Source organism: Variovorax boronicumulans NBRC 103145, assembly GCF_001591345.1.
GTDB lineage: Bacteria > Pseudomonadota > Gammaproteobacteria > Burkholderiales > Burkholderiaceae_C > Variovorax > Variovorax boronicumulans.
Window position 1 is genome coordinate 1 of the sequence record NZ_BCUS01000046.1, and the last position, 12,650, is coordinate 12,650.

Here is a 12,650-nt window from a genome sequence, read left to right on the forward strand (position 1 = left end):
CGACAGCGTGCCCGCGGCGCCCAGTTGCCACACGCCGCCGGCGCCGGCCAGCGCCAGGCCGCGCGTCACTTCGCCATGCGCTTCCACCGTGAAGCTGTCGCTGAGGCCGCGGCGCCAGGTGCCGGTCAGCACCGGCTGCTTGCCGTAGTCGAAGGAGCGCAGGCCGTAGTTGCGGCGCACCACGCCCAGGTCCACCGTCCAGTCGCTCAGCCCGGGCGCCAGCAGGCGGCTGCTGTCGAAGAGCGAGAAGCTCAGCGTGGCGGCGCGGCCCAGCGCGTCGGTCACCACCACCTGCGCCGTGCCCGTGCTGTTGATGCGCGGCAGCGCGTTGAGCTGGAAGGGCCCCGCCGGCACTTGGCCGCTGTACTGGCGGATGCCGTCGATGAACAGTTCCACGTCCGAAGGCATCGTGGCCGAACCGATGAAGCTGGGCAGCGGCGCGGTCTGCCGGTAGGGCTGCAGGCCGAAGTCGCGCGACAGCTGGATGCCGCCGATGCGCGTGGCGCGCGACCAGGGCACAGCGCCGGTGAGCGTATCGCCCACGCGCAGGGTGAGCATCCTGTCGGGGAAGGCCATGCTCCAGGTGCTGTCCATGCGCACGGACTGGTCCTTCCAGCCCTGGGTGTCGTGCGTGCGCTGCATCAGCCAGGTGGTGCTGAGCACGCTGGCGCCACGAAAGGCGCGCAGCTCGCCGAAGGCGCTCAGGCTGGCGCTGCCGCCCCTGCCCTGGGTGCCATAGAGGTCGTAGTTCAGCAGCAGGCCGGTGGACGTGCTCAGGGGCTGGGCGGTGACTGCCGCCTGCCCCACGGTGGCCGTGGGCAGCTGCAGCATCGCCAGCGGCGCGGTCAGGCTCAGTTGCTGGCGCGCGGCGTCGTAGTCGGCCACCAGCCCGGGCAGGTCGCGCAGGGGCAGCCATTCGGCGCCGTTGTCGGGCAGGGAAAAACTCAATTCGCGCAGCACCGCGCGGGAGGCCGACAAGGCCCCGGCCTGCAGGCGAAACGGGTGCAGCCCGCGCGCCATGCCGTTGAGGCTGACCTCCAGGTACAGCGTCATGGCACCCGGCACGGACTGCGCGGCGGGCGCTGCGTGGGCGGGGAGCGTGGTCAGGGCCAGTGCAAACGGAGCCAGCAAGGCCCTCGCAGCGAACCCGGCCCGCTCAGCGCGCCAGCGGCGCGAGGTTGGCGTCCGTCGTTCTGCCATCGATCATGACCTGCCAGCGACCCGCGCCAGCCAGGGCGGCGGGCGACGTCTTCAGCGGCCAGCGCATGGTGGCGCCGGGCAGCACGTAGCCCAGCAAGCCGGTGTAGGCGGCGACGGTGCGGCCGTCCGCGCCGGTGAACACGAGGTCCGCGAGCTGGGCATGCACCCCGCCGCTGTTGCTGACTTCCAGCACGGCCTTGCCGTCCTCGCGCCGCAGGCTCCAGCGCAACTGCGCGGGGGCCGGCTCCGCGCCCGCCGGAGACACGAAGATGGGCAGCGAGTGCCGCATCACGAAGTTCAGGTTGCTCTTCTTGCCATCCGCCGCCGCGCCTGCCGCCTGGGGCACGGGCAGCTCATCCACCAGCACGCGGTAGGCCTCTTCCGCCGGGCCCGCGGGCGGCGGGCCGTTGCGGATCACGCGCACCAGTTGCCGCCCGTCGGTGGGCAGTTGCAGCATGGGCGGGCTGACGACCAGTCCGTCCGCCGGCTCCATGCGGTCCTGCCCGTCCACCTGCGTCCAGCGGAAGACGCGGATCTGCGCGTCCAGCGGCGCCGTTCCCGTGTTGCTGAGCCAGAGCCCGTCGCCCTGCCGTGTCGGCGCCAGGGTCAGGGTGACCGGCGAGACCTGCAGGCCGGCCGCCTGGACCGCACCGCCGCCAAGCAGGCATGCGCCCCACAGTCCGAGGATGGCAAGTGCACGTCTCACGATTCAGTACGGGTACGGGCTCAGTACGTGACCGTCACCGTGACGGTGTCGGCGTAGCTGTCCGGCGTGAAGTTGGCGTTGGTGTTCTTGGCGTAGACCGTGTGCGTGATCGCCGCACCGGTGCCCGTGCCGCCGACCACATTGGCGCCGGTGCCGACGGTGTTGCCCCACACGGTGGTGTTGCCCGCGTTGGAGTACAGCGCGTAGGGCACCTTGTCGGTGTTGGTGGCCGAGTTGGCGACGGACGACATGGCACCCGTGCCGTCGGTGGTGCCGCCGTTCGTGGACGAAGGCAGCAGGCCGACGGTGTACGGCGTGGTCTTGGAGCAGGTGACCGAGATGGTGTTGTTGCCCGTCTGGTTGGTGGCGGTGGGCTGCACGGTGGTGCCCAGGCTGATGTCGGAGGCGTTGCCGGCCGTCACCGAGCAGCTGCGGACGATGGTCATCTTGACCTGGAAGTTGGCGCTGGCCGTGTCAGCCAAGGCCGAACCGGATGCGAAAACGAAGGTGGCGGTGGCCGCCGCGGCGACTGCGAGCTTGAGCATGAAGGCACTCCAAATGTAATCAATAAGACCTGACAGGTCGGTATTTTGTAATCATTTTGCATACGTTTTGACTACAAAGTGGCGCAAGGATGCCCCACAACCGGCCCGTTTGCCCTCGGATTCACGGCGCCTCGGCTCAAATTTCGTGATCTAGTTCTCGTAACAATTGGAAAACTGTTTGCATTGTTTACATTTCCACCACAGTCAAAGCGCCCCCTGCCTCCGCGAAGTGGAGGCCTTGGTGCGGTCGATAGCGGGTGGGGAAGTGGTCGCAACAAGCGCAGGGCTTGGTGGCGCCCGAGGCTGCCCAGCCTCAGGAAGTCGATGCGGGCCGGCTCAAAGCGTTGCCCGGACCCGCCCGGGCGCAGACGGCAGGGAGTCGCCCTGCCCCCTCGTCAGCCTCAGCCCTTGGCCAACCGCCGCCGCGCCTTCACCGCCGACGCCAGCCCCTCGAGCACCGGCACCGTCTGCGCAAAGCCGATGCAGGCATCGGTGATCGACACGCCGTGCTTCAGCGGCACGCCGGGCTTCAGGTCCTGGCGGCCTTCCTCGAGATGGCTCTCGATCATGATCCCGGTGATGCGCCGCTCGCCGGCCGCGATCTGCGCGGCCACGTCCTCGGCCACCACGATCTGGCGCTGGTGCTGCTTGCTGCTGTTGCCGTGCGAGACGTCGATCATCACCTGCGGGCGCAGGCCGTTGGCCAGCAGCGCCTCGCAGCTCGAAGCGACATCCGCCGCCGAATAGTTGGGCGCCTTGCCGCCGCGCAGGATCACGTGGCAGTCGTCGTTGCCGCGCGTCTCGAAGATCGCGGCCATGCCCATCTTCGTCATGCCCATGAAGGCATGCGGCGCGCGGGCCGCGAGGATGGCGTCGGCCGCCACCTTCACGCTGCCGTCGGTGCCGTTCTTGAAACCGACCGGGCAGCTCAGGCCCGAGGCCAGCTGGCGGTGGCTCTGGCTCTCGGTGGTGCGCGCGCCGATGGCGCCCCAGGCGATCAGGTCGGCGATGAACTGCGGGCTCAGCAGGTCGAGGAACTCGGTACCGGTCGGCAGGCCCAGCGTGGTCAGCTCCAGCAGCAGGCGCCGCGCGCGCTCCAGGCCCTCGTTGATGGCAAAGCTGCCGTCCAGGTGCGGGTCGTTGATGTAGCCCTTCCAGCCGACGGTGGTGCGCGGCTTCTCGAAGTAGGCGCGCATGACGATGAGCAGGTCGTCCTGCAGCGAATCGGCCACCTTCTTCAGGCGCTGTGCGTACTCGATGGCCTGGTCGTGGTCGTGGATGGAGCACGGGCCGACCACGACGACCAGCCGGTCGTCGCGGCCGTGCAGCACGTCGGCGATGGCCGCACGGCTGCCTTCGACCAGCGCCAGCGTGTTGTCGCGCACGGGCACGCGCTCCTGCAGCAGCGCGGGGGTCATGAGAGGACGCACGGCGCCGATGCGCACGTCGTCGATGCGGGTGGTGTCGAGCGTGCTGTCGCGGGAGCCGACTTCGGCGTCGTGGCGGGGATCGTCGAGGCGGGACATGATCGTGGAATGCTGTGATGTCGAGGGGGTTGCTTCGATTGTCCCCCAGCACGCCCTCCTCCCCCGGCTCAGGCGGCCTTCAGGAACACGTCGGGGTCCGTCGCGGCCTGCAACGGCCGCTGGCCTCACAGGACAAAAGCCAGGCGATCACGCCGACGAACGCGACAGCGTCGCCAACTTCTTCCTCGCGCTCTGCAAGAGGCCGACCTTCTCGACGGGCAGCGGCGCCTTCGTATCCCCGGGCTTGATGATCTCGAGCGCCGCGGGTTTCGGCATGAGCGCATCGCGCGGCGTGAGGCCGTTGAACTTCGCGTTCGAGATGACGTGCACCTTCAGGTGACGGTGGATGCTCTTCGAGAGCTTTCGGCAGGCGGCCGCCAGGGTGGCTTCGTCGGGCATCGACTGGCCGTGCACGACGAGCAGCTCCAGGGTGCCGTCTTCGTCCTCCGCGAGCACGAAGGTGCGCACGACCGAGGCCTTGAACTTGCCGCGCAGCATCGCGCGAACCGGCTCGGCCGCGGCGAACGACTTGAGCGCGATGTTGCGCAGTTCGTCGTGGAAGATGAACGCGCGGTCGATCGAGAAGGTCTCGGCCTCCTCGGCCTTCGGCTTTTGCTTCTTCAGGATGCCGCTGCCGACGAGGTGCGCCAGGGTGCGCTCCGCATCGGCCGTGTCGAGCTTCGAGCGATGGGCCAGCTCGCTGGAAGACAAGGGTTGTTGGGGCGCCGCGTAGGCGACCATCAAGAGCTTTTGCACCTCGGGGGCGAAAAGAAAATCTGCAGCACTCATTTCGCGGTTCTCTAGTTCTCTGCTTCTGTGGGGTTCTCTACAAGCGGGTTGCATTATCGAGAGCGCCCTGTCTCCCGTGCGATGCGGCTTTCTCCACGGCGTTTTCGCGGCGGATTCCGTCACCGCGCATGGCGCCGACCTACAGCGGAGCCCGGCGCCCACCGGTAAGAACGGCTGAACACGACAAGGAGCTTCAGCCATGGACCTGAAACAGACGATCGACAAGATCAAGCAGGTGGATGCGGCGCGCGCCGACTACCCCGGCGAACACCTCGTCGTGCTCGGCGCCGGCGTGCTGCTGTTGCTGGCCGCGGGCCGCAGCCGGTCGTTCCTGATGCGAGTCGTCGCGGGCGCCGCCGGCGGCGCGCTGATCGGCCGGGCGGCGAGCGGCACCGGCGGCATCGCGAAGCTGGCCGGCGTGTTGCAGAACGGAGGCCTGGCATGGCCGCGACGCTGACCCCGCGGGCCCGCCCGTCCGCAGGCGACCCCCGGCGGTACTGGGCCCCGTGCCTGGGCGTGGCGCTGGTGGCGATGTCGCTCTTCTATGTGACCTTGAAAGACCTGGTGCACGAGAGCGCGGCGCGTGCTGCGGCCTTGACCACTGCGGTTGTGCCCGCCAAGCCCGAAAAGTTGGCCGCCCGCGAAACGTTGCCGAATGCGGCGCCAAGCGCATCCTCAGCACCCGTCACCCCGACAAACGCGAACTTCGAGCCCCCGGTGATCGGCCCCGAAACGCCGGCCGCCAAGTCCGTGCCTGCCGTCGTCGAGGTGCACAAGTGCGTCATGCCCGAGGGCGATGCTGCCTACTCCGACGGGCCGTGCCCCGAGGGCGCACGCGCGAGCACGCTGCGATTGCCGCGCGACCTGCACGCCTTGGCAAGCCCGTGAGCGCAGCAGCGGGCGGCTGCGCACGCGTGATCGGTCGGGGGGCGAATGTCCATACAGGGACGTTCCGAAAATGCCAATTTCGGCAGGAATCCGACGTCTGAATTCAGATTACATATTGAAGCAATCAGCATAATTGATGCCGCTCGCGACACCCTGCCGCGAGCGGCCGGGTCAAGGGAGTACTCGGTCTTGTGTGCACAACCGAGATCACAAAAATGAAGATCAATCACAAGAGCACCATCGTCGTCCTGTCGGCGCTGCTGATGACAGGATGCGCGTCGGTCAACATGGCCAGCAAAGAGGAGAGCGACAAGGCCAAGCAGTTCAGTGCCCCGGACACCGGAAAGTCCGGCCTTTATGTCTACCGCAACAGCTTCGTCGGCAAGGCCTTGAAGAAGGACATCTGGGTCAACGGCAAGTGCCTGGGCGAAAGCGCCTCCGACGTGTTCTTCTACACGCAGGTCGACGGCGGCAAGAAGAACAAGATCGAAACGGAATCGGAGTTCTCGCCCAACGCCATGGAGCTGTTCATGGACGCCGGCAAGAATTACTTCGTCCGTCAGTTCATCAAGATGGGCGCGTTCGTGGGTGGCGCCGATCTGGAGCAGATTCCGGAGGAGCAAGGCAAGGCTGATATCGCCTCGCTCGGTCTGGCGCAGTCGGGCACTTGCGGCAACTGAGCGGTGTCTCTGAGGGAGCGATCACCAACGGCTGATCGCCCTCCCTCAAGCAATTTTCACTCCGGCTTCGCCCAAGGCATGGGCGGCCATCAAGGCGTGCGAGAGGTACGCTGCAAGGTCAGCGGCCTCTCTCTCACCCCGCCTTCAGAAACACATCGTGGTCGGGCGCAAAGTTGGCGTGCAGCGGCAGCATCGCGCCGCCCAGCGCGCAGGCCTGCGCCCCCGCCCTGCCCCCATGCAACTGCGGCGCCCACAGGCCTTCCCAGTTGCACTGCGCGAGTGCCGCGCGGGTCTGCACCAGCAGCGCGTCGAGCAGCGCGCGTGACATCGAGCCGTCCATCACCACGTCGGCCAGGTCGAGCACCGCCGTGCTGCTGACGATGGCATGCGCCAGCGCGCGTGACGCGCTGCCGAGCCAGGCCTGCGTGGCCGCGGCGAACGGCGCTTCGAGCGCGCGGTCGTCGTAGGCGGCGGTGGCGTCGAGGCCTTCGGCGCGCAGGCGCTGCTCCAGCTCCCACAGCGACGCCTCGGCCACCACCTGCGTCGACAGGCCTTCGGAGGGCTTCTCGGTGCGCATCGGGATCGACGCGAGCGCGCCCGCGTTGCCGTGTGCGCCGGTGTGCAGGTGCGAGTTGATGACCAGCCCGCCGCCCACGAAGGTGTCGACGAAGATGTACAGAAAGCTCTTGAGGTCGTGCCCGCGCCCCGTCACCAGCTCGGCCACGCAGGCCGCCACGGTGTCGCGCGCGAAGCCCACGGACACGTCGGTGCGCGCGCGCACCTCGGCCAGCAGGTCCATCTGGTTCCATTCGTCCGACTGCGCCTTCGACAGCCCCAGCGTGCGGTGCCAGCCGCCGAGCTGGAACGGCGCCGCCAGCCCTGCGCCCACGTTGCGCGCGGCCAGCGGCCCGAGCCCGTCGCGCAGGCGGTGGATGTGCTCGGCGATCACGGGCAGCAGCGCCGCGGCGTCCGGGAATTCGTAGCGGATCGCGTGGTGCTCGCGCACCCGCGCCGCGAAGTCGATCAGCAGCCACTCGGCCCCGCGCCGCCCGAGCTTGACGCCGATGGCAAAGGCGCCGTCGGGGTTCAGCGCCAGCGGCACCGAGGGCTGGCCGATGCGCCCGCGCACGCGGCTTTGCTTGACGATGAGGCCGTCGTCCTCGAGCCGCGCGGTGATGAGGCCGATGGTCTGCGCGCTCAGGCCCGTGAGCCGCGCGAGGTCGGCCTTGGGCAGGCTGGTGTGCACGCGCAGCGCCTGCAGCACCACGCGCTCGTTGAACTGGCGCATGCCCACCTGGTTGGAGCCGCGCGGACGCAGCAAGGCCGACGGGCGCTCGAGGGCATCGGTATCAAGCATGGGCTTCCGCAGGCAACTGGTCGGCGGTCATGGCACCGGTCATCACGGCCACGGTGTCGCTCATGCTGATCCTCTTCGGGTTGAGCACGGCCGCGCGCCTGCCCAGGCGCGCCACGTGGATGCGGTCGGCCACCTCGAACACGTGCGGCATGTTGTGGCTGATGAGCACCACGGGCAGGCCGCGCTCGCGCACGCGGCGGATCAGCTCGAGCACCATGTTGCCTTCCTTCACGCCGAGCGCGGCGGTGGGCTCGTCCATGATGACCACGTGCCGCGCGAAGGCCGCGCTGCGCGCCACGGCCACGCACTGGCGCTGGCCGCCCGAGAGCGTTTCGACCGCCTGCGTCATCGACTGGATGCCGACCTTCAGGTCGGCCATGCGCGCCGTGCTTTCGAGCAGCATCTTCTTCTTGTCGAGCATGCGCAGCACATTGCCCAGGAAGCCGGGGCGGCGCAGTTCGCGGCCGAGAAAGAGGTTCTCGTAGATGGTCATCGCGGGCGCGACGGCGAGGTCCTGGTAGACCGTCTCGATGCCGGCGCGGCGCGCATCGAGCGGGTTGCGGAAATGCACCGGTGCGCCGTCGAGCAGGATCTGGCCTTCGTCGGGCACGATCGCGCCCGACAGCGCCTTGATGAGCGACGACTTGCCCGCGCCGTTGTCGCCGATCACCGCGAGGATCTCGCCTTCGCGCAGCTCGAAGTCGACACCGTCGAGCGCGGTGACCTGGCCGTAGCGCTTCACCAGGCCCTTGGCCTGCATCACGATCTTGGGGTTGGCCACGGTGTTCATCAGCGGGCTCCCTTGCGCGAGAGTTGATCGGCCGCCACCGCCAGGATCACGAGCACGCCCGTCACCAGCACCTGGTAGATCGACGACACGCCCATCAGCGTGAGCCCGTTGCGGAACACGCCCACGATCAGCACGCCGATGAGCGAACCCAGCACGATGCCGCGCCCGCCGAAGAGGCTGGTGCCGCCGAGCACCACGGCCGTGATGGCATCCAGGTTCTCGGTCTGACCCGCGTTCGGGTCGCCCACGCCGGTGCGCGCCACCGACAGCAGCGAGGCGATGCCGTAGAACACGCCCGCCGCCACGTACACCGCGAGCAGCACACGCTGCGTGGGAATGCCCACCAGCCGCGTGGCCTCGGCGTTGTTGCCGATCGCGTAGACATGCCGGCCGGCCGCCGTCTCGCGCAGCACGAACCACGCGAGCGCATAGAGCGCCAGCATGAGCACCGAGCCCCACGCCACCTCGGCGCTGCCGATGGTGAAGGTGGTGCCCAGGCCCGTGAGGCCGGCGGGCAGGTCGGTGATGGTCTGCGACGACGAGTACAGCTGCGTGATCGCGAACGCGATGTTCAGCGTGCCCAGCGTCACGATGAACGGCGGCAGCTTGATGCGCGTGACCAGCAGGCCGTTGAGCAGGCCGAACAGCGTCGTCACGCCGATGCCGCACAGGATGGCCACCGGCACCGGCATGCCGAGCTCGGTGGCGAACTTCGTCATGATGATCCCGCCCAGTGCCATCACCATGCCGCACGACAGGTCGATGCCGGCCGTGAGGATGATCAGCGTCTGGCCGATGGCGATCACGCCCACCACCATCACCTGCTGCAGGATCAGCGACAGGTTGCCGCCCGTGAGAAAACGCTCGGACTGCGTCGCGAAGAAGATGCAGGCGCCGAGCAGGGCCAGCCACGGCCCGAGGGCGCCCCACGGGATGTGGTGCGTCGGAGATTTCGCCATCGGTGTGCTTCCCTATAGACCGGGGCCGTTTATTTCTTGCCCCAGCACAGCTCGGTGCCGGTCTTGGTGTCCTTGCTGTCGACGCCGGCCACGCTCTTGCCGGCGATGAGCGTCACGCCGGTGTCGACGTAGCCAGAGGCCTTCTTGCCGGTCTTGGCGAATTCGACGCCCGCAGCCACGCCCATGGCGGCCATCTTCAGCGGGTACTGCTGCGAGGTCGCGGCGATGATGCCGGCGGCCGTGTCCTTGATGCCCTGGCAGCCGCCGTCGACCGAGACGATCATCACGCCCTTCTCCTTGCCCGCGCGCTTGAGCGCGTTGTAGGCACCGGCCGCGGCGGGCTCGTTGATGGTGTAGACCAGGTTCACGTCGGGCGCCTTCTGCAGGCAGTTCTCCATCACGGTCTGCGCCTTGGCCTGGTCGCCGAAGCTGTCGGCCATGCAGACGATCTCGGGCGACTTCGACAGCTCGTTCGACTTGGCGTCGTTGGCCGGCAGGCCGAAGCCCTTCATGAAGCCGTTGTGGCGCTGCGCGCCCACGGGGTGGCCCGGCAGCAGGTCGAGCGCGACGATCTTGGGCGTCTTGCCGGCCATCGCGGCCTTGGCGTACTCGCCGATGAGCACGCCGGCCGTGTAGTTGTTGGTGGCGAAGAGCGCGTCGGTGGCGTCCGGCGGATCGGCCGGGCTGTCGAGTGCGATCACCTGCACGCCCTTGTCGCGCGCCTTCTTGATCGCCGGCACGATGGCCTTGGCGTCGCTGGGCGTGATGAGGATGGTCTTGGCGCCGGCGGCGATCATGTTTTCCATCGCCGTGATCTGGCCCGCGTTGTCGCCGTCGGCCTTTCCAGCCCCCGACAGCAGCTTGGCGCCGAGCTTCTTGGCCTCCTCCTGCGCGCCCTCTTTCATCTTCACGAAGAAGGGGTTGGTCTCGGTCTTGGTGACCAGGCCGATGACGGGCGGGTCGGCGGCCAGGGCCGTGGACGTGGCCGATGCGGCAAGGGCCAGGACGGCCAGGGCGGGAACGAAGCGCGGGCTGATGAACATGAGGTTGTCTCCTTCAGGGGGGCGGGCGCACAGCGCCTGCCGTGCTTGCTATGGAACCGGATGACGACCCGCCAACGAGCGGGAAGGCATTCGGACGAGGGGGACTATCGAGCAGTCGACCGACTAAATCAAGTCACTTGAGTTATCGGAAACCCGAGGCCGGACAGGTTCGTGCGGTCAGAGCTGACTGCGACGGAGGATTCCGTGCAGCGCGTAATTTGTAATTCAAACGGCCTCGTTTCTATTGCCGCTCGCTCAATTCTTTTCTGATTTTGACAATTGTCATGGATGTTGATTTATCGTCATCGAAGATGCAAAGAATCGGCAATTCGCAAAACGAAAAATAAAGTTTTCGCTGGAGCCCCACCACTCGCCAGCCGTTGATGCCAATGGATGCAGTGCTCCTTTTTTCGTTGCGATCCGCCGACCCGCTCGAATGAACAAATAACCTGGAGGGATCGCGGCACATGTTCGGCCACCTTGTGGAAATACTCAGAAACAGTCCGGAGATCGCATTGTTTCTGGTGCTGTGCATTGGCTACGCGGTGGGCCAGATCTGTTTCGGGCCGATCCAGCTGGGCGGCATCTGCGGCACGCTGATTGCCGCGCTGGTGGTCGGCCAGTTGGGCATCCGGCTCGACGACAGCGTGAAGAACGTGTTCTTCATGCTCTTCATCTTTGCGCTCGGCTACGCGGGCGGCCCGCAGTTCTTCGCCAACCTCGACGCCAAGGGCCTGCGGCTGGGCCTGCTGTGCCTGGTCGAGGTGGTGGTAGTGCTCGCGCTGGTGCTCGGCGCCACCGTGCTGCTGTCGCTCGACCGCGGCACGGCCGCCGGGCTGATGGCGGGCGCGGCCACCGAATCGGCGGTGGTGGGCACGGCGACCGACGCGATCTCGAAGCTGTCGCTCCCCGCCGCCGAGATCGCGCAACTGCAGGCCAACGTGGTCACGGCCTACTCCATCACCTACGTGTTCGGGCTCATCGCCATCGTGGTGGTCACGAGCCAGGTGTTTCCGCTGCTGCTGCGCGTGAACCTGCGCGCCGAAGCCGACAAGCTCTGGAAAACCATGGGCGGCGGCGCCGACGATCCGGACGCCGCCAGCGCCACGCCCGAGATGGTCGGGCGCGTGTTCCGCGTCACCGTGGGACGCGGCCGCTCGGTCGGCGAGCTCACGTCGATCCTCGGGCGGCAGGCCAGCATCGAGCGCGTGGTGCGCGACGGCCAGAGCCTCGCGGTCGAGCCCGACTTGCACTTGCGCGTGGGCGACCAGGTGCTGGCCATCGGCCGGCGCAGCGCGCTCGTCAACGTGGGCGAGCTGCTGGGCCGCGAGTTCGCCGACACCACCGCCTTCGACACCGTGGTCGAGACCACCGAGGTCGTCGCCAACCGTCGCGAATGGTTCGGCCGCGGGCTGCGCATGCTGGAAAACGAGTTGCCGTCCGCCGTGCAGGTGATCGGCGTGGCGCGCGACGGCCACGCCATGCCGCTCGTGAACGACCTCACGCTGCAGCGCGGCGACGTGCTCCAGCTCTACGGCCCCGCGCCCGAGGTGGCGAGCGCCATCGCACAGGTCGGCGACCGCGTGATCGCCTCCACGCGCAGCAACATCAGCTTCGCCGCCGCGGGCATCTTGCTGGGCGTGTTCATCGGCAGCTTCAGCGCGAAGCTCGGCGGCATTCCGTTTTCGCTCGGCACCGGCGGCGGTGCACTGCTCACGGGACTGGCCTTCGGCTGGTACCAGTCGAAGCACCCGCACCGCCTGAGCGTGCCGGCCGACGCACTGGCGCTCATGAAGGACCTGGGCCTGGCCACCTTCATCGCCTGCGTGGGCCTGGCCTCGGGGCCGCAGGCGCTGGCGCTGGTCCAGAAGTTCGGCGTTGCGCTGCCGCTGGTGGGCATCGCCGTCGCGGTGGTGCCGGCCAGCATCTCGCTCTTTGTTGGCCACCGCCTGCTCAAGCTCGAGGCGCCGGTGCTGCTGGGCGCCATCGCCGGCCAGCAGTGCAGCACGCCCGCGCTCAGCGCCGTGCAGAACGCCGCGGGCAACGCCACGCCGCTGCTGGGCTACACGATCACCTACGCCATCTCGAACGTCGTGCTGCCGCTGATGGGTCCGCTGATCGTGGCCCTGGCCGGACTGGTGCAGCACGCGAAATAAGACAACGACCC

General features: G+C 68.0%; 13 protein-coding genes. 4 read left to right on the forward strand and 9 right to left on the reverse strand.

Translation table 11 applies throughout. The features are described from left to right. The 5 genes from VBO01S_RS15075 to VBO01S_RS15095 form a co-directional block, all read right to left on the reverse strand. A partial coding sequence (locus VBO01S_RS15075; RefSeq protein ID WP_255221123.1) for a fimbria/pilus outer membrane usher protein occupies positions 1–1,131 on the reverse strand: 1,131 nt, incomplete at its 3' end. Between the two features lie 25 nt (positions 1,132–1,156). Beyond that, on the reverse strand, positions 1,157–1,906 hold the full coding sequence (locus VBO01S_RS15080) for a fimbrial biogenesis chaperone (RefSeq protein ID WP_062475692.1): 750 nt from the start codon (positions 1,904–1,906) through the stop codon (positions 1,157–1,159). Positions 1,907–1,926: 20 nt separating this feature from the next. Continuing rightward, the gene (locus tag VBO01S_RS15085; protein WP_062475695.1) at positions 1,927–2,451 is read right to left on the reverse strand and encodes a Csu type fimbrial protein; all 525 of its coding nucleotides are present in this window, start codon (positions 2,449–2,451) and stop codon (positions 1,927–1,929) included. Positions 2,452–2,852: 401 nt separating this feature from the next. Beyond that, the gene (locus tag VBO01S_RS15090; RefSeq protein WP_062475698.1) at positions 2,853–3,977 is read right to left on the reverse strand and encodes a 3-deoxy-7-phosphoheptulonate synthase; all 1,125 of its coding nucleotides are present in this window, start codon (positions 3,975–3,977) and stop codon (positions 2,853–2,855) included. Between the two features lie 147 nt (positions 3,978–4,124). Continuing rightward, a complete protein-coding gene (locus VBO01S_RS15095) occupies positions 4,125–4,766 on the reverse strand; it encodes a hypothetical protein (protein WP_062475701.1) in 642 nt (213 codons plus the stop codon). 199 nt (positions 4,767–4,965) lie between these two features. Between VBO01S_RS15095 and VBO01S_RS15100 the strand changes: the two genes are divergently transcribed. The 3 genes from VBO01S_RS15100 to VBO01S_RS15110 all read left to right on the forward strand — a co-directional run bounded on the left by VBO01S_RS15100 (position 4,966) and on the right by VBO01S_RS15110 (position 6,334). Next, complete coding sequence (locus VBO01S_RS15100) at positions 4,966–5,223, forward strand: hypothetical protein (RefSeq protein ID WP_062475704.1); 258 nt, start codon at positions 4,966–4,968, stop codon at positions 5,221–5,223. Beyond that, complete coding sequence (locus VBO01S_RS15105) at positions 5,208–5,654, forward strand: hypothetical protein (RefSeq protein WP_062475707.1); 447 nt, start codon at positions 5,208–5,210, stop codon at positions 5,652–5,654. Before VBO01S_RS15100 ends, VBO01S_RS15105 begins: the two co-directional genes overlap by 16 nt. A 215-nt stretch (positions 5,655–5,869) precedes the next feature. Next, complete coding sequence (locus VBO01S_RS15110) at positions 5,870–6,334, forward strand: DUF2846 domain-containing protein (RefSeq protein WP_062475710.1); 465 nt, start codon at positions 5,870–5,872, stop codon at positions 6,332–6,334. Positions 6,335–6,467: 133 nt separating this feature from the next. On the opposite strand, the gene VBO01S_RS15115 is transcribed toward VBO01S_RS15110, so the two are convergent. The 4 genes from VBO01S_RS15115 to VBO01S_RS15130 are packed head-to-tail and all read right to left on the reverse strand — an operon-like array spanning position 6,468 to position 10,483. After that, on the reverse strand, positions 6,468–7,691 hold the full coding sequence (locus tag VBO01S_RS15115; RefSeq protein WP_062475713.1) for an ROK family transcriptional regulator: 1,224 nt from the start codon (positions 7,689–7,691) through the stop codon (positions 6,468–6,470). Next, a complete protein-coding gene (locus tag VBO01S_RS15120) occupies positions 7,684–8,481 on the reverse strand; it encodes an ATP-binding cassette domain-containing protein (RefSeq protein WP_062475716.1) in 798 nt (265 codons plus the stop codon). The genes VBO01S_RS15115 and VBO01S_RS15120 overlap by 8 nt, the downstream gene beginning before the upstream one ends. Beyond that, positions 8,481–9,440 carry an ABC transporter permease gene (locus VBO01S_RS15125; RefSeq protein ID WP_062475719.1) on the reverse strand — a complete coding sequence of 320 codons (960 nt, stop codon included), beginning with the start codon at positions 9,438–9,440 and terminating at the stop codon, positions 8,481–8,483. Before VBO01S_RS15125 ends, VBO01S_RS15120 begins: the two co-directional genes overlap by 1 nt. Positions 9,441–9,469: 29 nt before the next feature. After that, positions 9,470–10,483, reverse strand: coding sequence for a sugar ABC transporter substrate-binding protein (locus tag VBO01S_RS15130; RefSeq protein ID WP_062475722.1), 1,014 nt, complete (start codon positions 10,481–10,483; stop codon positions 9,470–9,472). Between the two features lie 482 nt (positions 10,484–10,965). Here VBO01S_RS15130 and aspT point away from each other — a divergent pair, with 482 nt between their 5' ends. Continuing rightward, positions 10,966–12,639 (forward strand): aspartate-alanine antiporter, encoded by a 1,674-nt coding sequence (gene aspT, locus VBO01S_RS15135; protein ID WP_306301670.1) that lies wholly within the window; start codon positions 10,966–10,968, stop codon positions 12,637–12,639. The last annotated feature ends 11 nt before the right edge of the window (positions 12,640–12,650 follow it).

Coding starts and splice junctions, on each gene's coding strand:
- VBO01S_RS15085 (WP_062475695.1), bottom strand. CDS start 2,451: ATGCTCAAGCTCGCAGTCGCCGCGGCGGCCACCGCCACCTTCGTTTTC.
- VBO01S_RS15090 (WP_062475698.1), bottom strand. CDS start 3,977: ATGTCCCGCCTCGACGATCCCCGCCACGACGCCGAAGTCGGCTCCCGC.
- VBO01S_RS15095 (WP_062475701.1), bottom strand. CDS start 4,766: ATGAGTGCTGCAGATTTTCTTTTCGCCCCCGAGGTGCAAAAGCTCTTG.
- VBO01S_RS15100 (WP_062475704.1), top strand. CDS start 4,966: ATGGACCTGAAACAGACGATCGACAAGATCAAGCAGGTGGATGCGGCG.
- VBO01S_RS15105 (WP_062475707.1), top strand. CDS start 5,208: ATGGCCGCGACGCTGACCCCGCGGGCCCGCCCGTCCGCAGGCGACCCC.
- VBO01S_RS15110 (WP_062475710.1), top strand. CDS start 5,870: ATGAAGATCAATCACAAGAGCACCATCGTCGTCCTGTCGGCGCTGCTG.
- VBO01S_RS15115 (WP_062475713.1), bottom strand. CDS start 7,691: ATGCTTGATACCGATGCCCTCGAGCGCCCGTCGGCCTTGCTGCGTCCG.
- VBO01S_RS15120 (WP_062475716.1), bottom strand. CDS start 8,481: ATGAACACCGTGGCCAACCCCAAGATCGTGATGCAGGCCAAGGGCCTG.
- VBO01S_RS15125 (WP_062475719.1), bottom strand. CDS start 9,440: ATGGCGAAATCTCCGACGCACCACATCCCGTGGGGCGCCCTCGGGCCG.
- VBO01S_RS15130 (WP_062475722.1), bottom strand. CDS start 10,483: ATGTTCATCAGCCCGCGCTTCGTTCCCGCCCTGGCCGTCCTGGCCCTT.